A 23,979-nucleotide genomic window follows, 5' to 3' on the forward strand; every position below is an offset into this window, starting at 1 on the left:
CAATTTGGCTTGACGGCTCACACTGCATCCCGCAGCAGCAGGCGCGCGATGTTGAGCTGATGAATCTGGCTGGTGCCCTCGTAAAGACGGAACAGCCGGACGTCCCTGTACCAGCGTTCGATCGAGGAGTGATCGGCGACGTAGCCGGCGCCGCCGAACATCTGCACGCAGCGATCGGCCACGCGGCCGCACATCTCGGTCGCGAAATATTTGCACATCGACGCTTCGAGCGCGATGTCTTCGCCGCGGTCGCGTTTGCGCGCGGTCTCGAGAATCATCGACTGCGCCGCGAAAATCTCGGTCCGGCAGTCCGCGATCATCGCCTGCACCAGCTGGTAATTCGCGATCGGCTCGCCGAACTGAACACGGCTGCCGGTATAGCGGATCGCCATGTCTAGCATCCGGATCGCCGGCCCGGTCGACAGGGCGGCCAGATGAATGCGCTGCTTGTTCAGCACCTTCATGATGGTCTTGAAGCCCGCGCCTTCGCGGCCGCCGATCAGATTGGCCGCGGGCACCCGGCACTGGTTGAAATAGACCGCGCTCACGGGCGAGCCCGCCTGCCCCATCTTGCGATAGGGCGCGCCGGTCGCAAGGCCCGGGCTACTGCGCTCGACGATGAAGGCCGAGACGCCCGCGGCACCTTTCGACTGCGGATCGGTTCGCGCGGTGACGGTGAAGACATCAGCGACGGGCGCATTGGTGATGAAGCACTTCTCGCCGTCGAGAACGTAGTGATCGCCCTCGCGGCGGGCGATGGTCCGCACGTTCGAAGCTTCCGAGCCGGCGTCGGGCTCGGTCACCGCGAGGCAGCCGGTCCATTCCCCGCTGGCAAGGCGCGGCAGATAGGTCTGCTTCTGCTGCTCGGTGCCATCGGCGACGATTCCCTCCGAACCGATGCCGGTGTTGGTGCCCACGCGGGCGCGGAAGGCGACCGAGCATTGCGACAGCTCGAACGCGGCAAGGACGAGCTCCTCCGTGGTGAGGCCGGCTCCGCCATAGGTCTCGGGGATGCTCCAGCCGAAGAAGCCTTCCTCGCGCATGGTGGCAACGATGTCCGCCGGGACCTCATCGCAGCTTTCGACGCGTGCCTCGGTTGGAATGGCGATGTCGCGGACGAAGCAGCGGACACGCTCCAGTAGGGCCTCGAAGGCGGCAGGTTCACGGATCATGACGGAAGCCTTCCGAAGTCTCTCATTCCTGGAGCGCCTCCTCGCGCCGGGCGCGGATTGTCGGCAGCATGATCAGGAGGACCGCGATGGCAGCGGCAGCCAGCAGGCTCGCCGAGAGCGGCGAGGTCAGCAGCACGGTGGCATCGCCCCGCGACAGCACCATGGCGCGGCGGAAGTTCTCCTCGATGGCCGGACCCAGCACCAGGCCCAGCAGCAGCGGTGCCGCCGGCAGTTGCAGCTTGATCAGGATGTAGCCGAACACGCAGAACACAGCAGCTTCATAGACCTCGAACGTTCCGCTGTTGATGGAATAGACGCCGATCGAGCAGAACACCATGATCGCGGGGAATAGATAGCGGTAGGGAATCGTGAGCAGCTTCACCCACAATCCGACCAGCGGAAGATTGAGGATCAGCAGCATCAGATTTCCGACCCACATCGAGGCGATCAGGCCCCAGAACAGGGTCGGGTTCTTCGTCATCACCTCGGGGCCCGGATGGATGTTATGGATGTTCATGGCGCCGACCATCAGCGCCATCACGACGTTGGAGGGAACGCCAAGGGTCAGCAATGGAATGAACGAAGTCTGGGCGCCGGCATTGTTGGCGGATTCCGGGCCGGCAACGCCTTCGATGGCGCCCTTGCCGAACTGCTCGGGGTGGCGCGACAGCTTCTTCTCCAGCGTATAGGACGCAAACGACGACAGCACCGCGCCGCCGCCGGGCAGAACGCCGAGCAGCGTGCCGAGCGCCGTGCCGCGCAGCATCGCCGGCACCATGCGACGGAAGTCGTCGCGGGTCGGAAACAAATTGGTGATCTTCTGCGTCACCAGCGACAGCTTGTCGTCCTGCTCGAGATTCTTGACGATCTCGGCGAAGCCGAAGATGCCCATCGCCAACGGCACGAAATCGAGGCCGTCGAACAGCTGGGGAATGCCGAAGGCAAAGCGCTGGCTGCCGCTGTTGAGGTCAGTGCCGACGAGACTCAGGAGCATGCCGAGCACGACCATGCCGATGCCCTCGATGAAGGGGCCGCTCGACAGCACCGAGGCTAGGATCAGGCCCAGGATCATCAGCGCGAAGAATTCCTTGGGACCGAACAGGAGCGCGGTCGCAGTCAAAGGGCCCGCGAGGGCTGCAAGAGCGAGCGTCGCGACGCAGCCGGCGAAGAAGGAGCCGATCGCCGCGGTCGCGAGCGCGACGCCGGCGCGGCCCTGCTTCGCCATCTGGTAGCCGTCGATCGTGGTGACGACGGACGAGGACTCGCCGGGCAGATTGACCACGATGGCCGTGGTCGAGCCGCCATACTGCGCGCCGTAATAGATGCCGGCGAGCATGATCAGCGCGGCGTCCGGTTGCAGCGCATAGGTGATCGGCAGCAACATCGCGATGGTCGCGAGCGGACCGAGGCCGGGAAGCACGCCGATCAAGGTGCCGAGCAGGCAGCCGAAGAAGGCGTAGAGCAGATTGGCGGGCTGGGCTGCCGTCGCAAAGCCGATCGCCAGATTGTGGAAGAGATCCATCGACCGGCTCGTTCAGTTGAAAAGGGAGGGCCAGACGGGCAATGGCAGCCCGAGACCATAGACGAAGACGGCAAGGCACAGCACGATGAGCACCGCCGCATTGGTCAGCGCGCCCGTCCAGGTGAATTCAGGGCTGGCTTTGCTCGACACCATGATCAGGACGAACAAGGCGCCAACCAGGCCGAGCGGAAACAGCAGGGCGCCGAACAGCACCACCGATCCGGTGATCCAGGCGAGCCCCTTGAGATCCCATTGGCGCAGCGCCTCCCGACTTGCGCCCGGCTTGATCGCCCCGAGCATCACGACGAGACCGATGGCAGCGAGCACGATCGCGAGCATGCGCGGGAAATAACCCGGCCCCATCTTCGCAGCCGTGCCGGCGGGATATTCCAGCGCGACCAGGAAGAAGAAGATCGCAAAGGCGAGGAACAGCGCGCCGGACGCGAACGCCCGCTGGTTGCGGATGGCCAATCCCTTCATTCCGCTCCTCCTGCCTCGCCCTTGCCTGCGCCGGTTCTGGAGCGTTCGTCGAGGGCTTCCATCAGAACCGGCACGCCGACGGCGCATGCGTGCACGCCGAGATGTGCGGTCATCTGAAGGACCTGCACGATCTCGCGCTGGTCGATGCCAAGCCGCAGGGCGCGCCTGATCTGCACACGCAGCCCGTGCGGATCGAGCCCCGTGAAGCAGGCGTTCAATGCGATCGAGATCAGACATCGCGAGCGCTGGTCGAGACCACCTTCGGCGTGCCCGCCCGCGAGGAGATCGAGCATAACGGCGAAATAGCCGGGATCGTGCCGCAGCCATTGCTCGCAGAAGTCGGGCCAGTCTCCGAATTTCGCCACATAGGCGCTCCGGAGCGCCCTCTGCTCGTCCGTCAGCTCGGGCTGATCGACCGCGAGGCCCGCGCTTGCCAATTCCTCGGCAAGGATATTGATGCCGACATTGCTGCCGTCGAGCCCCTGAACCGTCGCGAGCCGGAATACGTCGATGATCTCCTGCGCCGAGGCTCCCGCCTGAAGCGCAAGAACGAGGTGCAGCGCGAGGCCGGAACGGAACAGATGCGTTGCCGAACCGTCGAGCGCGACATAGATCAGCTCCCGCATCTTGGGCGACAGCGGTCCCTTCTCCGCGGCATAGCCCGCATATCTGCCGTAGGTCTGGAGAAATTCGGGATCGAGGCGCAACAGGCCTTCCGTCCAGGGCCGCCAATAGCCGCGGGCCTTGACGTAGGCGTCCTTCAGCGCCTGCTGTTCCGGCGTCAGATTGGACATCGCGATCGTCCCGTCAGGCAATGTTGGTCAGGGTGATGCCGCCGTCGACGGTGAGCACCTGCGCCGAGATGAAGCCGCTCTCGTCGCCGGCGAGGAAGCAGATCGCCTTGGCGATGTCGTCGACGGTGCCAAGCCGCCCGAGCGGTGTCCGCGCGACCCGGCGCGCGTCGAGCTCGGCGTTGCGATTGCGCATCGTGCCCTCGGTCGGAATCGCCGAGGGCGCGACCGCGTTGACGCGGATGTTGCGCGCGCCGAGCTCGGCTGCGGCCGCGCGCGTGATGCCCATGACACCGGCCTTGATGCCGCTATAGACGATGCTGTTCTTGGCTGAGATCAGGCCGGCCACCGAGGCGACGTTGACGATGGCGCCGCCGCGCTCGGCGTCCATGACTTCCGCGGCGGCCTGGATTCCCCAGATGATCGCCTTGAAGCCGATGTTGAGCATGCGATCGACGGTTTCCGGAGCGATGTCCGGGACGGATTGATAGCGCACCCACGCCGCGTTGTTGACGAGGATGTCGAAACGCCTCTGACGCTCCGCCAATCCGAGAACCGCCTGCCGCATGCCGTCGCGGCTGGAAACGTCATGCGTGACGGCAACCGCGTTGCCGCCCGCTGCCTTGATCGCATCCACCGTGCTATCAACAAATTCCGGCTTCAAATCATTGACGCCGACGATCGCGCCGCGCGCGGCCAGCTTGAGCGCGGTCGCGCGGCCGATGCCATTGCCAGCGCCGGTGACGAGGGCGATGCGGCCTGCGAGGGTTTGATCCTTGATCTCGGTCATGACTATCTCCTCACGCTCCCGTCTCTGCGAACGGTGCAATTTCCGACACGTAACGGCGGCCGAATGCGCTGATCAGGGCGCTGGCATCGCCCTGTGCCTGGAGCGTGCGGATGCGGCGCAAATGGCGATGCACCGGCACGTCCCAGGTGAAACCCATGCCGCCATGGATCTGTAGCGCGCCTTCGCTGATCGAGCTGCCATAGGTCGCTGCCGCCAGGAACGCCGCATCACGCTGAACCGGGCCACCGCCCTCGGACAGGCCGCGCGTGATCGCATGACGGATACTCTCTAATCCCAATTTCTGGCGCGCCAGCGCATGGCGGATGGCCTGATTATAGGACAAGGCGTGGCCGAACTGACGGCGCGTCGAGGCATGCTCCTGCGCGAGCGCCAGGCACGCCTCAGCCGATCCCAAGATGGCCGCGGCACGAAGCACATTGGCATCCGAGTTGAGCCCATCCCATGTTCCGGCCGGCAGGACGGAGCCGATGGGAACTTCGACTTTCTCAAGCCGCACCACGTGCTCCGGCACCGTCAGGTCGAGGCCGGCCGCGTCCTCCACCAGGACGCCTTTGGCATTGGCCGGGATCAGCGCTGCCGCACCACCACTCATCCGTACCAGGATGTGGTCGACCGATGCAGCGCAAGGGGCGCGCGCGAGCGTACCGCTCAGCATCAGCAGTCCGTCTTCCCGGTCGGCGATCGCCTCGCCCTGCCAGGCGATCGTCGCCAGCTTCTCGCCGGACACGATCGCGCCGGCAAGACGGGTCAGCGATGACTGGAGCAGCCGGCTGACGAGAATGGTTTCCAGCAGCGGGAAGCCGAGCAATCCCGAATGCGCGGCCGCGATCACCGGCACTGCGAAGCCAAGCGGCAGGGCGAGCCCGCCCACCTCCTCATCCGCGATGACGCCGAGCAGGCCGTCGCCGGCGAGATTGCGCGCCTGTTCACGAACGTCCAGGCCCGCGCATGCGGTCACTGCGCGTGTCGCGGTTGCCGCGAACTCGGCGGGCTGAAGTCCTTCGGCCATGCTCATCATCGTCCTCTTCTCAAAACCCTGCGACTACAATCGTTCACTAGGCGAGATACCCGCCGTCGACCGGCAGGATGACGCCGTTGACATAGGAGGCCATCGCCGATGCCAGAAAGATCACGGGTCCAGCGATCTCGTCGGGCTGCCCTACGCGCTTCGTCGGGGTGCGCGCCATCAGGCCGGAGAGCCTCGTCGGATTGTCGCGCGTGCTCTCGCTCATCTCGGTCGCGATGATGCCGGGCGCAACGGCGTTGACCCGGATGCCGTCGGGCGCGAGATCGCGGGCCAGCGCCTGCGTGAACAACCGCACCGCCCCCTTGGACGGCGAATAACCGAGCGCGCCATTCATGCCGCCAAAGGCCGCGACCGAGGCAACGTTGATGATGGACCCGTGCGTCTTGCGCAGCGCGGGGATGAAGGCATGAACCATGTTGAAGGTGCCGTTGACGTTGACGTCGAAAACCTGGCGCCAGTTCTCGTGCGGGCCGCGGGCTGTCGATCGACTCGCGGATGATGATGCCGGCATTATTGACCACGACGTCGGCGGGACCGATCTCCTCGTCCACGCGCTTCGCCAACTCACCGCAGGCCGCAGCATCGGTCACATCGAGCGCGCAGGCCAGCGCCTCCTTGCCCGCGTCCCTGATCTCGCGCGCGGCAGACTCTGCCCGGTCCTGCCGCAGATCGGTCACGACTACCTTCGCGCCGGCAGCGGCGATGCCGAGCGCGATGGCACGTCCGATCCCCTGCCCCGCCCCCGTCACCACGACGCGGCGATCGTGCAGCAGGCCCGCGACCTGACCCTGCGCGGCCATTATTTGCCTCGCGACAGCTGGAGGATCCGGTCGGCGATGATACCGAGCTGAATCTCGGTGGTGCCGGCATAGATCGTCTCGGCACGCGCCTGGAGGTAGATGGTCTCGAAGCGTCGCCGTGCCACCTTGATCGCCGGGTTCTGCGGCAGCGAGGCCTGCGACAGCAGCTCGATCGCGAGCGCAGCGAAGCGCTGATGCGATTCGCTCCAGTACAGCTTCGCAAGACTGCCGCGCGCCCCGATCTTGTCGCCGCTCGCGAGCGCTTCCACGGCCGTCTCGACATGCGCCTTCAGCACCTCGATCTCGACCGCGACTTCGCCGAGCCGGACCGCATAGTGGCGGTCCGCGACCATCGCCGACAGCACCGGGTCGGTCTTGCTGGCGGAGATCAGATGGCGCAGCTCGTTCTCGAAGCGCCAGGCGCGGTACATCCGGTTGGTCGCGCGCTCGATCTCGAGCACGCGGATCGCCGCGGCCCAGCCCTCGTCGGGCGCGCCGATCGCATCCGTCTGGGCAACTTCGACCTCGTCGAAGAACACCTCGCAAAAACTCTCGCGGCCGTCGATCGACTTGATGGTGCGCACGCGCACGCCCTTGGCATCGAGCGGCACCGCGAACATGGCAAGACCGCGATGGCGGTCCTCCAGCGGTCCGGTGCGCGCGAGCACCAGGCAGCGCTGTGCGCGATAGGCGCCGCTGGTCCAGATCTTCTGGCCGTTGATACGCCAGCCGTCACCATCCCGCGTGGCACGGGTGCGCAGGGCCGCAAGGTCGGAGCCGGCCTCGGGCTCGGAGAAGCCCTGGCACCAGATGTTGCGCATCTCGAGGATCGCCGGCAGGAAGCGCCGCTTCTGTTCCTCGGTGCCGACGGCCAGGATGATCGGACCGGCAAGCTCCTTGCCGATCGAGTTGACGCTCTCCGGCATCGCAAGCCGGCCGATCTCCTGATTGGCGATGAGATGTTCGCGCAAGGAGCGGCCATGCCCGCCATAGGCCTGCGGCCAGGTGATGCCGGTGAGGCCGGCGCGGTACATCGCCGCCTCCCAGGCGACGGACTGCTGCAGCGTGGGCGCCGCGAACGCGGCGCTGTCGCTGCGGAAGCTGGCGGGCAGATTGGCATGCAGCCAGCGATGCATCGCATCGCGATAGGCTTCGCCCATCAGGTTCTCGCCCGCGACGGCTTGCATCGATACCGCTTCAACTACACTCATCGCCTGCTTCCTGCTTTCGCCATCCGTGCCGGCATGTCCGGCTACCTGTTGCTCACTGCGACTTGAGAAGGTCGCAGGCACTCTCCGACGCCGGCCGCCACGCGTCCTCGGGCGCGATCGTGCCGGTGATCTCGTAATAGTCGTAGGTGTATTTGGATTCCGCCGGCGTCTTGATCCGCGCGACATAGAGCGGGCGCATCACCTGGCCGTCGGCCCGGATGCTGACGTTCTTCATCTCGAAATCGTTGACCGGCGTGTTCTTCATCTGCCGCATCACGGCCTCGCCGTCGTCGGCCCCCGCGGCGGCGACCGCTTTCAGATAATGCGTGATGGCGCTGTAAGTGGCCGACTTGCCCTCGTTGAGCAACTGACCGCCCGTCGCCTCGGCATAGCGCTTGGCGAAGGCCCGGCTTTCCGGCGTCATGTCCCAATAGAACGGCGTCGTCAGCCGCACGTTCTGGAGGTCCTTGAGGCCAATGCCGTGAGTCTGGCTGATCATGAGACCGAGCGGGACCAGCAGCTGCGACTTGGTCAGCCCGAATTCCTGCGCCTGCTTGATCGCATTGGCGAAATCAGAGCCCGAATTGGCGAGCGCGATCGCCTTGGCGCCACTGGCCTGCGCCGTCAGCAGGAACGAGGAGAGATCCGACGCATTCAGCGGATGCAGCACCGAGCCGACCACCTTGCCGCCGCCGGCCTTGATGAAGTTGGTCGCGTCAGTCTGCCAAGCCTTGCCGAAAGCGTAGTCGACCGTCAGGAAGAACCAGCTGTCGACGCCCTGCGCGAGCAGCGCCTTCACGGTGGCCTTGGGCTGGGCGTAGGTATCGACCACCCATTGCGTCGTCATCGGCGAGCATTTGTCGTTGGTGAAGAATGAGCCCGCCGTGCCGGCCAGCATGTAGGGCTTCTTGCGGTTCTTCATGATCTCCTGCACCGCAAGCGCGATCGAGGACGTCGAGCAGCCGACGATGGCATCGACGCCCTCATTGTCGACCCAGCGCATGGCGATGGCGACGCCGACATCGGGCTTGTTCTGGTCATCGGCGATCACGAGCTCGATCTTCTTGCCGCCGACCGTTCCGCCAAAATCCGCGACCGCGAGCTTGGCCGCCGCGACCGAACCGAGGCCGCAATTGTCGGCGTAGGGGCCGTTCTGGTCGTTCATGATGCCGATCTTGACGACATCGCCGGAGATGCCCTGCGCGTGCAGGGGCGCATTCGTGAGCAGCAAGGCAATCATGCCGAGCGCAGTGATCGTCGATCTCTTCACCGTTTCCTCCTGCCTTTCGCGTTTCCTCTGGGCCGGCTTGTGCGGCCTCTTGTGGTCTTGAATTCAGTGTCGTGCCTGCGCGCCGTGCGGGATCAGCAGCGCGTCGAGCGCGACGGCCCCCTCGCCCTCGGCGCGCAGCAGCAGCGGGTTGACGTCGATCTCGGCGACCGTGTCGGCATGCGCTGCGGCAAAGCGCGACAGTGCGGCAACGGCCGGCCGCGGCGTCGAGGTCGGCACGCTGGCGCCCGCGTGCGCCGTCGAGCACCGCGAAGGCCTTGAGCGATCTCAGCATCGCCATGGCCTGCGCCTCGCTGACCGGTGCCATCTGCACGGCGGAATCGTGGAGGATCTCCGCGAAGATGCCGCCGAGGCCGACCATTACCACCGGTCCGAACACGGGGTCGATGCGGCTGCCGAGGATCAGCTCAGCGACACCCTTGGCCATCGGCGCCACGATCACGCCGTCGATCGTCGCCGTGGGCGCGCGGGTGGCGACGCGATCGCGCATCTGGGCATAGGCGCGCCGGACGTCGGCTTCCGAGCCGAGGCCGACGACCACGCCGCCGGCCTCGGTCTTGTGCGGCAGATCGGGCGAGGCAATTTTCAGCACCACGGGATAACCGATCTCGGTGGCGGCGCGCACTGCCGCATCCGCATCCTGCACGAGATGTTCGACCAGCACCGGAACGCCGGCGTCGGCAAGCGCGCGCTTGGCGCCAAGCTCATGGCGGAATGCGCCTGCCGGAAGCGGCGCCGCCTGCGCGACTGCCTCGGGCGCGTCCTGCGGACGCTGCGATGCGGCCTGCAACCGCACCAGTGCGGCAACGGTTGCGCAACAGCCGTCGAAGCTGGCGATGGTCGGAAAGCCCAGTGCATGCAGCTCGGCCAGCGCATCATCCGGACCGTCGACACACAGGACGATCGGGCGATGAGGAAATTGCGCGCGCATGTTGCGCAACCTGTCCATATAGATGGAGCGCAGGCGCGGCAGATGCAGCGAGAACGGCAGCGGCAGGATCACCGTGTCGGTCCGTTCGTCCGCCACGACGGCAGTCATGATCTTCTCCAGGAGATCAGGACGGCTCGACATCTGCGCGGTGGCGTCGACCGGGTTGCGGGCGGATGCAAAGGGCACCAATTCCAAAATCTGGCGCTGCGTCTCCTCGCCGAGCTCCGGCAATGTCAGCCCGACCGACTGCGCGGCATCCGCGAGCAGCACGCCGAAACCGCCCGACGCCGTGAGGATCGCGATGCCCGGCCCCTTCGGCAGCCGGTCCGGCAGCAGGATCGATGCGGCATGGCCGAGATCGATCAGCTCGTCGATGCTGCGCACCCGCACCGCGCCGCAGCGGGCAAACAGCGCGTCGAACACCGCATCCGATCCCGCCATCGCGCCGGTGTGCGAGGCCGCGGCGGCCTGGCCTGCCGCTGATGTGCCGATCTTCATGGCGATGACCGGCTTCCCGGCATCGCGTGCCTCCTCAAGCGCGGCGATCAGGCGGCCGGCGTCGCGGCACGCTTCGAGACAGCACAGGATCACCTTGGTGGCGGGGTCGCGCGCCATCCAGGCGATGCCGTCGGCAATGTCGATGTCGCACTCGTTGCCCGTCGTGATGAAGCGGCTGACGCCGACGCCGCGCTCGCTGGCGAGACGCATGGTGTAGCTGCCGAGATTGCCGCTCTGCGACACGATGCCGAGCGAACCCGCAGCCGGCATGCCGTGCTCGAGCACGATCGAGAAGGTCGCGATGCTCTTCTCGGCGATGCTGACCGCGCCGAGGCAGTTCGGCCCCAGCAGGCGCATGCCGCTGCGCTGTGCGGCGACGCGCAGCCGGTCCTGCATGGCGCGACCCTGCTCGCCGAGCTCGGCAAAACCCGAGGAGAAGACGACGACGCTGCGGACGCCGCGGGCGGCGCACTGCTCGACCGCTTCGCCGGCGCGTTCCGCATCGACCGCGATGATGGCGAGGTCGGGCGCTTCCGGCAGGTCGGCGACGGAGCCGTAGGCTTGCAGCCCCTGCACCGTCGCAGCCCTGGGATTGACCGGATAGATCCGGCCGGCATAGCCGTGACGACGCAACAGATCGACCGGCCGACCGCCGATCTTCGTCGCCTCCTGCGAGGCGCCGATGATCGCGATCGAGCGCGGCGACATCAGCGCGTCGAGACCCTCCCCCGCCCGCATCTCAGCGCCCCTTGAACACCGGCGCGCGCTTCTCCAGGAACGCCATGCGCGCCTCCTTGGCGTCCTCGGTCTTGGACAGGGCCATGGTGATGTTCTGCTCGAAGCGGTAGGCATCGCGCGGCGGCATCAGCTCGACCATGTTCGCCGCGTTCTTGGCGTATTCCATCGCGATCGGGCTCTTGGACGCGATCTCACGCGCGAGCTTCATCGCCTCGGGGAGCAGGTTCTCCTTGGTGGTGCAGGCCTCGATAATGCCGAGCCGATAGAGTTCGGCGGCCGGCACCCGATAGCCGGTGAAGAACATGCGACGCATCAGCGAGCGGCCAAATATCGTATTCAGCATCGCAGCACCGCCGGCGAGACCGACATTGATCTCGGGCATGCCGAAGACAGCTTCCTCGCAGGCGTAGAAGATGTCGCAGGAGGCCATCAGGCCCACACCCGCGCCGAGCGCGACGCCGTTGATCGCCGCGATGACGGGCTTGGCGCATTCACGGATGCAATTGCCGGTCTCGCGCGTGATGCGGTTATGGCTGTGAAACGCGCCGATCTTGGTCGGGTCCGGCCGGTCCTTCAGATCCGCACCGCTGCAGAACACCTTGCCGGCGCCGGTCAGGATCGCGACCCTGACGTCCTGGCGCTCGGAAATCTCGTCGAACACCGCCACGATGCGGTCGCGCATTGCGCGATCGAGCGCATTCACCGGAGGCCGGTTCAGCGTCACCAGCGCGATGTTGTCGGACACTTCGAGGGTGACGATATCTCCTGACATTGGGCTTCCTCCTGGCTTCTGTTCGTCTTGCTTGGGGTCGTATCGCTACGCCTGACCGATCGGTCAGCTTTTTGTGCTGATAACACCAACCGCACCTGCTTGCAATATCCTCTCGCGCTCCTATTGACCGACCGATCGGTCAGCCGCTAGGTTCACGGCAAGCAAGAATGACCTTGAGGAGGATTTTCCATGCCCAGGATCAGCCGACGCCAGGCGACAGCTCTGATCGCCGGCGCCCTCGCCGCGCCGCTTGGCGCACCCGCAATCGTCAGGGCGCGAGCGTCGCAGATTTTCATCATCGTGCCCTATGCGCCGGGCGGTTCGATCGACAGCCTGATGCGCTCGATCGCAAAGGCGATGGCGGAAAACCTCGATCAACCCGTCCTCGTCGACAACAAGCCCGGCGCCAACGGCATCGTCGGATCGCAATATGTGGCGCGCGCGCCGAAGGACGGCTCGGTCCTCCTGGCCGGCGGCACCGGGCCGATTTCGCTGAACGTGCTGCTACGCAAGAACCTGCCCTACAAGCTCGAGGATTTCGCCTCTGTCGCCATGCTCTGCAACGGGCCGCTGTCGCTGACCGTGAACGCGCGGACGCCAGCCACCGACGTCAAGAGCTTCGTCGCCTACGCCAAGGGCCGCGACAAGCCGCTGTTCTACGCCACGCTAGGCCCGGGCAGCGTCACGCATCTGTTCGGGATCATGATGGGCAAGTCGATGGGATTTTCCGTCACCGAGGTTGCCTATCGCAACAATCCGGCCTCCATCATGGAGACGCTGTCGGGAGAGTGCGATCTCAATTTCGCAACGCCCGCCGCCGTTATCGAGCACGCGCGCGGTGGTCAGCTCCGCATTCTCGCGGTGTCCTCGGAAAAGCGCATGGCAAGCTTTCCCGAGATACCGACGCTGGCCGAATCCAGCCATCCCGACCTCACGGCGTCGTTCTGGACCGCGCTGCACGCGCCCGCCGGCACGCCGCGCGACGTCATCGCGCGGCTGAATGCGGCAGCGAACGCCGCGATGCAGAAGGCGGAGATTGCAAAGCAGCTCGATACCGATGGCCTGATGGTCGACACCGGCGCGCCGGAACGGCTCGACGCCCAACTGACCAAGGATGCCGCGCTCTGGGGACCGGTGATCAAGGCGCAGAACATCGTTCTGGAATGAGGCGCGGCCGCCGCTCGCCGGTCAGCGCGACTTGCGCCGGCCGGCCTTGGGCGGCTCAGCCCCAGGAAGCTCGACAAGTTCGCCGCTGCGCAGACCATTGAAGATCATGTCGAAGAAAATGTCCGCGATCTGCTCGGGGGTTGCGGACTTGTTGGGATTGTACCAGCGATGCATCCAGTTCAGCGAGGACAGGATCAGCCGGCCGGTCATGGGCACATCGACCTTGCGGATCTCGCCGGCATCGATGGCTTCCTGGATCAGGCCGCGCAGAAAGTTCTCGAAGCGGTCGCGCCGCGTCAGCCGTTCCTTGTGCCGGTGCCGGTCGGGATCGTTCCAGAAGGCGGTCGTCGAAGCGATCCAGGCCCAGCGGTAGCGGCGGAAATATTCCGCCGTGGCGACCATGAACGCGCGGATCTTCTGCGACGGCGGCCCGTCGGGAATGCGATCGCGCACAAACAGATAGAGCTCCAGCGTCGAGCCGACCGCCACGCGCGCGTAGATCTCGTCCTTGTTGGAGAAATGATGGTAGAGCAGCGACTTGGAGATACCGCAGGCGAGCGCGATGTCGCGCATCGAGGTTCCTTCGAATCCCTTGCTGGCGAACAGCCGGCCGGCCTCGGCGAGGATCTGAAGCACGCGATCAGAGGCCTCGGCCTGGTTCGCAACGCCATCCTTCATCGTTGACAGTTCAGTCATGAACTCCGCAATCCATTCATCAGCCAGCGAGTCTTTAGAATGAAACTAGGTTTTCACCGACCGATCGGTCAAGCCCGGCGATTCCCATGCGAGGAACCATGAGCATGGTACGGATCACGCGCGTCGGCACGACCAGGGACCAGCTCGGCGAGAGCCCGGTGTGGGACGAGCGCAGGCAGCGCCTGTTCTGGATCGATTCCCTCGCCGGATTGATTCGCACGCTCGATCCCGTCACCGGCGCTATCGACGAATTCGGCGCTCCCGCGCCAATCGGCTCATTGGCGTTGCGAGGCGACGGCGGCGCGGTGCTGGCGCTGCGCCATGGATTTGCGCACCTTGATTTCGACACGCGCGCGCTGACCGACGGTCCCTCGATCGGGCTCGACCACGCCAAGGTGCGGCTGAACGACGGCAAGGCCGATCCCCATGGATGCTTCGTGGCAGGCACGATGCACGGCGACCGCGCCCAGGAGGAGGCGCCGCTCGGCGGTCTCTATCGGCTGGACGCATCGGGCGCGCTGGAGCTGCTGGACACCGATCTCGCGGTCAGCAACGGGCCGTGCTTCAGTCTGGACGGACGGACGTTCTATCTCGCCGACAGCGCAAGACGGATCATCTGGGCCTATGACTACAGTCCGGACGGTCCGCCCGCGAACAAGCGCGTCTTCGTCGATACCGAGGCGCAAGGGTCCGGATGCGACGGTGCAACGGTCGATGCGGAAGGCTGTCTCTGGTCGGTGCTGGTGCGCATCGGCAAGATCGCGCGGTTCGCACCGGATGGGACAATGGTGCGGACGATCGACATGCCGGTCCGTCACCCCACCAGCGTGGCCTTCGGCGGGCCCGATCTCGATGTTCTCTACGTGACCTCGATCTCGCGCAGCCACGCGCTCGGTGACGATCACCCCGATGCCGGCGGGCTGTTCGCGGTCGAAGGCCTCGGCGTCCGCGGCCTGCCGGCGCACAGGTTTGGCCCCGACTGAGCGCCTCTGCTCTAGTGCGCCGACCTCTTGATCTGCTTCGGCACGTTCTCCGCCATGTAGTCCACAAAGACTCTGATCTTCTCCGGCAGATAGCTGCTCTGGAGAAACGTCGCGTAGATTCCTTCGTCGAAGGTGGAATTCGTCACCCGGAAGCCGGGCAACAGACGGACCAGGCGCCTGCTCTTCAATTCCTCCGCCACAGTGTAATCGTCGAGCAGCGCGATACCGTGCCCGGTGACGGCGAGATCGCACAACACCACGCCGTTGTTGCTGCTGAGGGACGACGGTACGACGATCTCGCGCAAATTGTTCCTGCGCATGAACTTCCAGACCACATCGTCCGGGCCCATCCAGTAGGTCAGGCAATGATGGCGGGTGATGTCTTCCGGTTCGCGCAACTTCGGCATCCGGCCGACATAGTCCGGTGAGGCCACGAGAATCCGCTCGCTCCGCAGCAGCCTTCGCTGCATGAGGCCTGGGTCCTTCGCTGCCTGGATCTGGAAGTCGACGTCGAATTCATCTTCGCGAAGCTGAGGGCGCCGCTCGGACAGACGCAGCTCCAACTTCAGCTCCGGATAGAGCTTTTGAAAGCCCGGGATCAGGGGCGAGAGCACCTTGATGCCGAACAGCGTCCGCGAGTGCACGCGCAGCGTTCCGCGCGGTGCGGTCTGGAGCGAGAGCGCTGCAGCCTCGGCATCCTCGATGCCGTGCAGCACCTGCTCGGTGCGCTGGAAGAAAATCTTGCCCGCATCGGTCAAGCCGAGATGGCGCGTGCTGCGGTTCAAAAGCTGCACGCCGAGCTGCGCCTCGAGCTCGCCGATGTAGCGCGACACCGACGCCGGCGAGAGCCCGACGCGGCGCCCGGCCGCCGAAAAGCTGCCCTCACGGACGGCGCTGACGAACAATTCCATGGCCTGGAGGCGATTCATCGATCTTTTCAGATTTTGCAAAAGACATGCTCAGATTACGCCAATTGTTCGAAAAAGCTCAAGGCCATAATCTCATGAGAACGCGTCGCAAGAGCGACCGCAATTGGGTGGAGGAGGCAACCGATGGAATTCGGCGTATTCATTCTGGCGCAGCAGCGCGGTTATCATCAGACCTCACAGCAGGTGATCAACAACGCCGTCGAGCAGACCGTTGCCGCCGAGCATGCCGGCTTCGATACGGCCTGGTATGCCGAGCACCATTTCAACAATTACAGCCTGTGTCCTTCGCCGCTGATGATGGTCGCGCATTGCGCGGGCCTCACTAAGCGCATCCGCCTCGGTTCGGCCGTCTGCGTGCTGCCGCTCTACAACCCGGCGCGACTGCTCGGCGAAATCGGCTTTGCCGACATTGTCTCGAACGGGCGCCTCGATCTCGGCATCGGCTCGGGCTACCAGAAATTCGAGTTCGACCGCTTCGGCGTCGACCTCGACCATTCGCATGCGCTGTTCGCCGAGTTCTACGACGTGCTCCAGGCCGGCATGCGCGAGCGCATCTTCTCCTATTCCGGCGAGCACCTGAAGATGCCGCCGACGGCGATCGCGGTGCGCACGGTGCAGAAACCGATGCCGCCGATCTGGGTCACGTCCGGCCACGGCGAGACGCTCGGCCGCGCCATTCGCGACAACCACAACCTCTTCGTCACCGCGCTCTTGAACGGCCTCGACGCAATCAAGGCCTTGCGCGAACGTCTCGAGGGAATCGCGGCCAAGGAAGGCCGCTCCATCGACGATACGCATTTCGGCTTCCTGCGCTGTGCCTATGCCAGCGACAATGACAGCGAGATCCAGTCCTATCTCGACAACGCGCGCTTCCAGCGCCGGCTCTCCGAAAGCCTGAAGTTCCGCCGCGCCCAGAGCGACGACGGCTACCTGATCAAGGAGGAAGCCGGACCGAACGACATGAGCCTGGAGACGATGCGCAGCAACCTGCCGGTCGGCAGCGTCAACCAGGTGATCGACCGCATGCTGGAAGAGACCAGCATTCTCAAGCCGACCCACATCGCGCTGCAGACCCAGCTCGGCGACTTCGATCAGCGCACGATGCTGCGCCAGATCGAATTGTGGGGCAGCAGGATCATTCCCGCGATCCGGAAGGAGCTGAAATCCGGTCGCGGCAAAGTCGCGGGCGAAGCGGTTTCGGCATAGCTCAGCGCGAGCGCAGGCCCGGAGGTACGTCATGGGATGTCAGATCTCGCAGATGACCGATTTCCACTCCGTCGAAGCCGCCGAATTCCGGCTGGCCATGCGTAATCTCGCGAGCGGCGTAGCGATCGTTGCGACGGGAACGGAAACCACACGGCGCGGGCTGACGGTCAGCTCCGTCACCTCGCTGTGCATGGACCCGCCCTGTCTGCTCGTCGGCGTCAACTCGAGCTCCGAAACGCACGCCGCCATCCTCGCCAACGGCCGCTTCGGAGTGAGCCTCCTTGGCCGGGGTCAGGAAGATCTGGCGCTGCGTTTCGCCGGCGGCATCAAGGGCCTCGAGCGCTTCGCGACGGCGCCGTGGGAGCAAGGTGTCCTCGACGTGCCGCTGCTCGAACCGGCGATCGGCGCGCTGGAATGCGTGCTACATCACCACCAGGTGGTCGGCACGCACGGTCTCTTCATCGGCAGGATCGTGGCGACGCGCGGCGGGAACGGCGATCCCCTCGTCAATTTCCAGGGCGCGCTACGCGCCTTGCCGCAAGCCTAGAGCGCGATGAGATCAGGATGAATCGTCATCGCGCTTTAGGGTATTGTTTGAGCATGATCTTCTCGGAAAACCGCTGCGCACTTGGATCACGCTCTAGCCGGGCATCGCACGAGGGAGCGGCGTCGTGATCATCGAATGCTTCGAGGGTAGCATCGTCCGGCTGACGGAGCCGATGGACTTCCGCAGGTTCAAGCTGGTGCTGCATGCCGGCGCCCGGCCCGAAACGCAGGGCTGGAAAGGGATCACGCTGCTCGACGAGCGCGATGCGCTTGTCGCGATCGATCTCGTGCCGACCCTGACCGGCCGTCCTGACGATGCGAGCTGGGACCAGCGCTACGCCGAGATGGTGACCAAGGCCCGCGAGCATGGCTGGATCGACGCCGAGCGAGCCGCGATCCGGGCTCATATCGAACGCGCGTAAACCAACTCACCTAATCGTACTGCGCCGTGTGCGAGCTTCCGCGCTTTGCGGTGCTTTCCGCAACCGCCGACACGTTTGCGGACGCGCCCTGGCCCGTCTTCGTGAGCTCCAAGGTCTCGGTCAGCTCGCCGCGCGCCATGATCACCTCCCGGCGATGCACCGAAAGAAGTTTCCAGCCCTGATAGTCGCCGTCGAGCTTGAGGCGCAGTGTGGTCTTGCTGTCCTCGTCGACAAAAATCCCGACACTCTGGTCGCCGCCGATGACCGTTCCGACCAGCACCAGATGCAACTCGGCCTGCGGCGGGCCGGACGGCGTTGGCGGTGGCGGCGCGCTCGACGCGGCGACCGAAGCCACGGCTCGCCCGTCTCCGACAACGTTGCGAGCGGCACCGCCCAAAGCGGATTGCCCTTCATCGCCTCCCGCTTGACTGGCGAGGCTGATCGCGCCGCAGGGCCGACGGCCGATGCCGGTGTTGCGGGAATCCGAAGCGGGCGGTCAGGCGCCGGCACGAGGTAGGCTGGCGCGTCGGCATCCGAAAAATCCGACGGCAGCGCAAAGGTCGGAGCGGAAACGGCAAGCAATGCCGCCAGCATGGGCGCGAACCATGCCGAGATCCGCCGTATCGCCCGATGTGCTCGCATGCCCCTCGTCATCAGCCAATTGCCAGCAGTACAAGTTTCTCAGTCACGGAAAGCTGGCGGCCTGCATATGCAGGACAGGCAGCGCCGAGGGAAGCAAGGCTTATCGGTTACCGATGTGACAACCGTGCGAAGCGGCGATTACCTTGCCCGATGTTTCAACGGCTTATCCGACTGCAACGGCGCAGAGATGAATTTGAGCGTCCAAGCCGCCGGCAATGCGCCTTTTTGGTTGTAACTGTAACAATTCGCTACTCGCAATGGCCGCCTGAGGTCTAGTATGATATTGTTGCTGGATCGTCATACTCACCTGCCATAGTATGGCCATTGGACTGCAATGGTTGTCGTGCGGAGATATCGTGGTGCGTAGGGTCTTGTTGCGGGTGTTTTCCGCCGCCGCATCGTCCACCCTGTGCGCGTTCCCGGCTCCGGCCCATGAGAGCAGCTCGGCCGCACCCGCCGAGCTTCCGCCGGTCACCATTGCGGCGGCAGACCATCAGCATCCCAAACGACACGCTCGCAAAAAACCGCGGAAGGACCTTGGTGTGCACAGCCAGACTGCCGCTCGCGCGGACAGCCAGGCCGAGGGCGGCGGTGCGGCCGGCGCAGCGCCGGCCGGTTCGACCGCCTTGCAACCCACTGCCGCCAGCGCAATACGCATCAGCGGCGCGCAGGTGAACGCTATCCCGTTCTCGCGCCCCGGCGAGGCGCTGGAAGTGGTGCCGGGCCTGATCGTCACGCAGCATTCCGGCGAGGGTAAAGCCAACCAGTATTTCCTGCGCGGCTTCAATCTCGATCACGGCACCGATCTTGCGATCAGTGTCGACGGCATGCCCGTCAACATGCCGACCCACGGTCATGGGCAAGGCTATGCCGATATCAACTTCCTGATCCCGGAGCTGATCAAATCGGTCAACGTCCGCAAGGGACCGTATTTCGCCGACCAGGGCGACTTCGCATCCGCCGGCGCCGTGGCGATCGACTATGTCAACAAGCTGCCGCACAATTTCGCGGAGATGACCTTCGGCAGCTTCGGCTATCGGCGCGCACTGGCGGCGGGATCGACCCGCGTCGGCGACGGCACGCTGCTGACGGCGTTCGAAGCCAACAAGTATGACGGGCCGTGGGACGTGGCCGACGATGTCCGCAAGCTGAATGGCGTCATGCGCTACAGCCAGGGCACCGCGACCGACGGCCTGACGCTGACGGCGATGGCCTATTCCAACGGCTGGAATTCGACCGATCAGGTCCCGCAACGCGCGATCGACCAGGGCCTGATCAGCCGTCTCGGCACACTCGATCCGACCGATGGCGGCACCTCCAGCCGGTTCAGCCTGTCGAGCAACTGGGCGCAGTCGAGCCAGTACGGGCAGACCAATGTCAGCGCCTATGTCGTGCGCTCCGACCTGCGGCTGTTCAACAACTTCACGTACTTCCTCGACAATCCCGTCAATGGCGACCAGTTCAGCCAGCTCGACGGTCGTACGCTCGGCGGCTTCGATGCGCGCCATACGTTCGACTGGCGCTTTGCCGGCCTCGAATCGCAGACCCGCGTCGGCCTGCAGAGCCGCTACGACGACATCCATGTCGGCCTGTTCAAGACCGAGCAGCGCAATTGGCTGTCGACCGTGCGCGACGACCGTGTGCAGGAGGGCAATGTCGGCCTCTGGACCGATACGACCACGCACTGGAACGACTGGCTGCACACCACGGCCGGCATCCGCGAGGATTTCTTCGCCGGACACGTCTTCAGCGATACGCCGCAGAATTCGGGCAACGCGCAGGCCTCGATGGCGAGCCCGAAGGCCGGCATCGTGCTCGGCCCCTGGTACAAGACCGAGTTCTACGGCAATGCCGGCTACGGCCTGCACAGCAACGACATCCGCGGCGCGACGATCACCGTCGATCCCAACGACAAGGTGACCCCGCTCGACCGCGTGCCGCTGCTGGTGCGCTCGCGCGGCGCCGAACTCGGTATCCGTACCAAGGTGATCGAGGGCCTCACCAGCTCGCTGGCAGTGTTCGTGCTCGACTTCGACTCCGAGCTGTTGTTCGTCGGGGACGCCGGCACCACCGAGCCGAGCCGGCCCAGCCGCCGCGTCGGCGTCGAGTGGACGAACGAGTACAAGCCCCTGCCGTGGATGACGATCGATCTCGACGTCGCGCAGACCCACGCGCGCTTCACCGATTTCGACCCCGCCGGATCCCGAATCCCCGGCGCACCGGCGTGGGTCGCAAGCAGCGCGATCACGCTGGGCGGCGACACCGGCTGGTTCGGCAGCCTGAAGGCGCGCTATTTCGGTCCGCGTCCGCTCATCGAGGACGACAGCGTCCGTTCGCGGTCGTCGTTGATCTTCAATGCACGCGCCGGCTACAGGTTCGACAATGGCGTGAAGGTGCAGCTCGACGTGCTCAACCTCTTCAACGCCCAGACCAACCAGATCGAATATTACTATCTGTCCCGCCTGCCGGGAGAGCCCATCGACGGCGTCGCTGACCGTCACGTCCATCCGGCTGAGCCGCTTGCGGTGCGGCTGACGGTGGCGGCGAGATTCTGATCGCACCGGCAATAGGCACTGACCGGCCGTCACAAATCCTGAAAAAATCTGACATAGAGCAAATGCTCTGATCGGCCCTGAGAACGACGGCCGATGCAAAGCGCTCAGCTTGCCTCGCGCAAGCGGTCGCGTTCGAACAGGAGTGAGGGAAATGCAATCTGAGCCGGACAGCATCGCGATCGCTTCGGCTGGCCGGTTCGCGGGCGCGGTCCAGAGCGAGACCGCACCGGCGCGCGCGCGTCCGGTTGCAGGCCGCGCCTGGGCTCTCGTGCCGATCGTGACGGCGTCGGGCTTTGCGGGCCTCGGCTACGAGATCGTGTGGACGCGCCAGTTGAGCCTTGTGCTGGGCACCGAGATGATGGCGGTGCTTGGGGTCATCGCCGGGTTCTTCGGCGGCCTAGCTCTCGGCGCGTTCGCGCTCGATCGGCCGATCCGCCGCGCGACATCGCCATGGCGCGTCTATGCGATGCTCGAAGCCGTCATCGCCGTGTGGGGCTTGATCAGCGTCTGGTTGCTGCCCGCAGCGGGTCGTGCTCTGGCCCCCCTACTCGGCACCGAGCCGTCGCCTGCCCTGCTCTGGGCCGGCAGCCTGGCGCTGCCGACCCTCGTGCTGCTGCCGGCAACGATGGCGATGGGCGGAACCCTGGCCGCGCTGGAACGGTTGATGCGGGACGCGCGTGGCGAAGCCCGCGTCACGGCCGGTGTCTACGGCGCGAATACGGCCGGGGCTCTGGCCGGCACGCTCGTCTCGACATTCCTCCTGATCCCGGCGCTAGGATTTTCGGGCACGTTGCTCTGCCTCGCGGCTGTCAATGCGCTCTGCGCGCTTGGCGCGCTTGCGCTCGGATCGCCAGCAGCCAAGGCCGATGCTGAGGAACGCCGGCCGGAACGCATCCGCGATGTGCGGCTCACCATCACCTTGTTCGCCACGGGACTGCTCGGAATCACCTTCGAGGTCCTTGTGGTCCGGCTCGCCGCGCAGGTGATGGAGGACACTGTCTACACGTTCGCTGGGCTGCTCGCCGCCTATCTGCTCGGCACCGCGGCGGGGAGCCTGCTCTGGCAGCGATCCGGGCGCGATGCGGGGGATGAAAACCTCCGCGGCCTGCTCGCGGCAACCGCACTCGCCTGCATCGCGACCGCGGCGCTTGCACCCTATGCCGGCCGTCTGGTCGAGACCCTATCCTCGGCGGATATCTTCGGTGAGCTGGCCGTCGCGATCGCGCTGTTCCTGGTCCCCGCCACCGCCATGGGCGCACTGTTCGGCCTGCTGGCGCAGCGTGTGAGCGATCAGCGCGGCTCGGTCGGAGCGGCGGTCGGCATCAACAGCCTTGGCGCCTGCATCGCGCCGCTGCTGGCGGCGCAATTCCTGATTCCGGCCCTTGGTGCCTGGACGGCGCTGCTTGCCGTTGCGATCGGCTATCTGCTGCTGCTGCCGCCCGGCCGATCGGCGCTGCTGTGGTCCGCGGTACCGGCGATCGCCGCGCTCATCCTGTGGCTCAATCCTGCGCCATCATTGACGCGCGTGCCGCCGGGTGGAGCGCTGCTGGCGGTGCGTGAAGGGCCGATGGCGACCGCCAGCGTGGTCGATGACGCCGCGGGCGTGCGCTACCTCGAGATCAACGGCCACTTCCGCATGGGCGGAACGAGCTCGACGCGCTCCGATTACCGGCAGGCGATGCTGCCGCTGCTGCTGCACGAAGCCCCGCACCACGCCCTGTTCCTGGGCATCGGTACCGGCGCCACCATGGTCGGCGGCGCGCAGATGCCCGGCGTCAGCGTGCGCGCGGTCGAGCTCTCCCGCGAGGTGGTGGAGCTCTTGCCCTGGTTCGTCAATCCGCCGCCAACCTCAGCGCCGCTTGTGACGGTGGCGGATGCCCGCCGCTACGTCGCTGCGGACACCGGCCAGCACGACGTGATCATCGCCGACCTGTTTCATCCCGCGCTAGACGGCAGCGGCGCGCTCTACACCGTGGAGCATTTCGCAGCCGTGAAACGGCGCCTCGCGCCCGGCGGGATCTTCTGCCAATGGCTGCCGCTGTACCAGCTCGACATGCCGTCGCTGCGCGCCATCGTCCGCGGTTTTCTCGAGATCTATCCCGACGGCGCGGCCTGGCTCAATCACTACAGCGTCCGCACACCGATGCTTGCGCTGATCGGAACGCGGGACGGCGGCCATCTCGACACCGACGCGCTGGCTGCACGACTTCGCGATCCCGCCATCGCGCCCGTCGTTCGACCGCTCGGATTCGAGGCGCCGATCGATATCCTCGGCCAGTATGTGGCAGGCCCGCACGCCCTCTCCGCCTTCGCCGGCGAGGGTCCGCGCAACACCGACGATTATCCGTTCGTGACCTTCGATGCGCGCCGAAACGTCCGTGCGCTCACGGCAGCACCCTGGTCACTGCTGCTTGCCGTCACGAAGGAGATTCGCCCGGATCCGAATGAACTCCTCGCCCGCGCAGCCGAGCGCGACGCGCTGGGCACGCGCCTCAATGCCTACTGGGCCGCGCGCAACCGCTTTCTCGAGGCCGGTGCATCTCTGCCAGGCGATCCGCGCGGAGCCGCGCTGATCGACGCGGCCGCGCCTGGCCTCATCGACGCGCTTCGCCTGAGCGCCGAGTTCGATCCGGCCTATGGGCCGCTGATGGGGATGGCAAAATCCCTGCTCGGCTCGGACCGCGCGACCGCCGCACGCCTGCTGCGCAGGATCAATGAGGCGGCGCCGTCCCGCCGCGAGGCAAGAGACCTGCTGCTTCGCGAGTTCGGCCTGAGAAACGAGTGATCGACGG

At 65.7% G+C, this 23,979-nt stretch carries 20 protein-coding genes and 2 pseudogenes; 7 read left to right on the plus strand and 15 right to left on the minus strand.

Translation table 11 applies throughout. From position 1 onward, the window contains the following. Nucleotides 1-17: 17 nt before the first annotated feature. The 12 genes and pseudogenes from FOM02_RS17040 to FOM02_RS17095 all read right to left on the minus strand — a co-directional run bounded on the left by FOM02_RS17040 (nt 18) and on the right by FOM02_RS17095 (nt 12,041). Nucleotides 18-1,172, minus strand: coding sequence for an acyl-CoA dehydrogenase family protein (locus FOM02_RS17040; protein WP_027564587.1), 1,155 nt, complete (start codon nt 1,170-1,172; stop codon nt 18-20). Nucleotides 1,173-1,194: 22 nt separating this feature from the next. Next, nucleotides 1,195-2,694 (minus strand): tripartite tricarboxylate transporter permease, encoded by a 1,500-nt coding sequence (locus FOM02_RS17045; RefSeq protein WP_027564588.1) that lies wholly within the window; start codon nt 2,692-2,694, stop codon nt 1,195-1,197. Nucleotides 2,695-2,706: 12 nt separating this feature from the next. Further along, nucleotides 2,707-3,174 carry a tripartite tricarboxylate transporter TctB family protein gene (locus FOM02_RS17050; RefSeq protein ID WP_084335030.1) on the minus strand — a complete coding sequence of 156 codons (468 nt, stop codon included), beginning with the start codon at nt 3,172-3,174 and terminating at the stop codon, nt 2,707-2,709. Then, complete coding sequence (locus FOM02_RS17055) at nt 3,171-3,968, minus strand: carboxymuconolactone decarboxylase family protein (protein ID WP_027564590.1); 798 nt, start codon at nt 3,966-3,968, stop codon at nt 3,171-3,173. The genes FOM02_RS17050 and FOM02_RS17055 overlap by 4 nt, the downstream gene beginning before the upstream one ends. 13 nt (nt 3,969-3,981) lie before the next feature. Then, complete coding sequence (locus FOM02_RS17060; RefSeq protein ID WP_027564591.1) at nt 3,982-4,755, minus strand: SDR family NAD(P)-dependent oxidoreductase; 774 nt, start codon at nt 4,753-4,755, stop codon at nt 3,982-3,984. Nucleotides 4,756-4,765: 10 nt separating this feature from the next. Further along, nucleotides 4,766-5,785 (minus strand): acyl-CoA dehydrogenase family protein, encoded by a 1,020-nt coding sequence (locus FOM02_RS17065; RefSeq protein ID WP_231164094.1) that lies wholly within the window; start codon nt 5,783-5,785, stop codon nt 4,766-4,768. Nucleotides 5,786-5,831: 46 nt separating this feature from the next. Beyond that, on the minus strand, nt 5,832-6,386 hold the full coding sequence (locus tag FOM02_RS17070; protein ID WP_322596970.1) for an SDR family oxidoreductase: 555 nt from the start codon (nt 6,384-6,386) through the stop codon (nt 5,832-5,834). Continuing rightward, nucleotides 6,343-6,603 (minus strand): annotated as a pseudogene (locus FOM02_RS17075) (SDR family NAD(P)-dependent oxidoreductase); the annotation flags it as partial. The pseudogene FOM02_RS17075 and the gene FOM02_RS17070, both read right to left, overlap by 44 nt. Next, a complete protein-coding gene (locus FOM02_RS17080; protein WP_027564594.1) occupies nt 6,603-7,814 on the minus strand; it encodes an acyl-CoA dehydrogenase in 1,212 nt (403 codons plus the stop codon). The pseudogene FOM02_RS17075 and the gene FOM02_RS17080, both read right to left, overlap by 1 nt. A 52-nt stretch (nt 7,815-7,866) precedes the next feature. Next, nucleotides 7,867-8,979, minus strand: coding sequence for an ABC transporter substrate-binding protein (locus tag FOM02_RS17085; protein WP_265441918.1), 1,113 nt, complete (start codon nt 8,977-8,979; stop codon nt 7,867-7,869). 385 nt (nt 8,980-9,364) lie between these two features. Then, a pseudogene (locus FOM02_RS17090) lies at nt 9,365-11,383 on the minus strand (acetate--CoA ligase family protein); the annotation flags it as partial. Then, complete coding sequence (locus tag FOM02_RS17095) at nt 11,271-12,041, minus strand: enoyl-CoA hydratase/isomerase family protein (protein WP_027564597.1); 771 nt, start codon at nt 12,039-12,041, stop codon at nt 11,271-11,273. The pseudogene FOM02_RS17090 and the gene FOM02_RS17095, both read right to left, overlap by 113 nt. A 189-nt stretch (nt 12,042-12,230) precedes the next feature. Here FOM02_RS17095 and FOM02_RS17100 point away from each other — a divergent pair, with 189 nt between their 5' ends. Continuing rightward, complete coding sequence (locus FOM02_RS17100; protein ID WP_027564598.1) at nt 12,231-13,208, plus strand: tripartite tricarboxylate transporter substrate binding protein; 978 nt, start codon at nt 12,231-12,233, stop codon at nt 13,206-13,208. 21 nt (nt 13,209-13,229) lie between these two features. On the opposite strand, the gene FOM02_RS17105 is transcribed toward FOM02_RS17100, so the two are convergent. Further along, a complete protein-coding gene (locus FOM02_RS17105; RefSeq protein ID WP_027564599.1) occupies nt 13,230-13,904 on the minus strand; it encodes a TetR/AcrR family transcriptional regulator in 675 nt (224 codons plus the stop codon). 98 nt (nt 13,905-14,002) lie between these two features. Between FOM02_RS17105 and FOM02_RS17110 the strand changes: the two genes are divergently transcribed. Further along, a complete protein-coding gene (locus FOM02_RS17110; RefSeq protein WP_027564600.1) occupies nt 14,003-14,887 on the plus strand; it encodes an SMP-30/gluconolactonase/LRE family protein in 885 nt (294 codons plus the stop codon). 11 nt (nt 14,888-14,898) lie between these two features. Here FOM02_RS17110 and FOM02_RS17115 read toward each other — a convergent pair whose 3' ends face one another. Continuing rightward, the gene (locus tag FOM02_RS17115) at nt 14,899-15,816 is read right to left on the minus strand and encodes a LysR family transcriptional regulator (protein WP_027564601.1); all 918 of its coding nucleotides are present in this window, start codon (nt 15,814-15,816) and stop codon (nt 14,899-14,901) included. A gap of 123 nt (nt 15,817-15,939) precedes the next feature. On the opposite strand from FOM02_RS17115, the gene FOM02_RS17120 reads away from it, so the two are divergent. The 3 genes from FOM02_RS17120 (at nt 15,940) to FOM02_RS17130 (ending at nt 17,990) form a co-directional block, all read left to right on the plus strand. Continuing rightward, nucleotides 15,940-17,022 (plus strand): LLM class flavin-dependent oxidoreductase, encoded by a 1,083-nt coding sequence (locus FOM02_RS17120; RefSeq protein WP_027564602.1) that lies wholly within the window; start codon nt 15,940-15,942, stop codon nt 17,020-17,022. A gap of 52 nt (nt 17,023-17,074) precedes the next feature. After that, nucleotides 17,075-17,569 carry a flavin reductase family protein gene (locus tag FOM02_RS17125; protein WP_027564603.1) on the plus strand — a complete coding sequence of 165 codons (495 nt, stop codon included), beginning with the start codon at nt 17,075-17,077 and terminating at the stop codon, nt 17,567-17,569. 124 nt (nt 17,570-17,693) lie between these two features. After that, entirely contained in the window at nt 17,694-17,990 is a 297-nt protein-coding gene (locus FOM02_RS17130; protein WP_027564604.1) for a hypothetical protein, read from the plus strand. 10 nt (nt 17,991-18,000) lie between these two features. Here the strand turns inward: FOM02_RS17130 and FOM02_RS17135 are convergent, their stop codons facing one another. Continuing rightward, the gene (locus tag FOM02_RS17135; RefSeq protein WP_265441919.1) at nt 18,001-18,345 is read right to left on the minus strand and encodes a hypothetical protein; all 345 of its coding nucleotides are present in this window, start codon (nt 18,343-18,345) and stop codon (nt 18,001-18,003) included. A 604-nt stretch (nt 18,346-18,949) separates the two neighbouring features. On the opposite strand from FOM02_RS17135, the gene FOM02_RS17140 reads away from it, so the two are divergent. Together FOM02_RS17140 and FOM02_RS17145 are read left to right on the plus strand one after the other, a co-directional pair. After that, nucleotides 18,950-21,187 (plus strand): TonB-dependent receptor, encoded by a 2,238-nt coding sequence (locus FOM02_RS17140; protein ID WP_051377685.1) that lies wholly within the window; start codon nt 18,950-18,952, stop codon nt 21,185-21,187. A 151-nt stretch (nt 21,188-21,338) separates the two neighbouring features. Next, complete coding sequence (locus FOM02_RS17145) at nt 21,339-23,972, plus strand: spermidine synthase (protein WP_027564606.1); 2,634 nt, start codon at nt 21,339-21,341, stop codon at nt 23,970-23,972. The last annotated feature ends 7 nt before the right edge of the window (nt 23,973-23,979 follow it).

Origin of the sequence: Bradyrhizobium sp. SEMIA (genome assembly GCF_014844175.1) — a bacterium.
GTDB lineage: Bacteria > Pseudomonadota > Alphaproteobacteria > Rhizobiales > Xanthobacteraceae > Bradyrhizobium > Bradyrhizobium arachidis.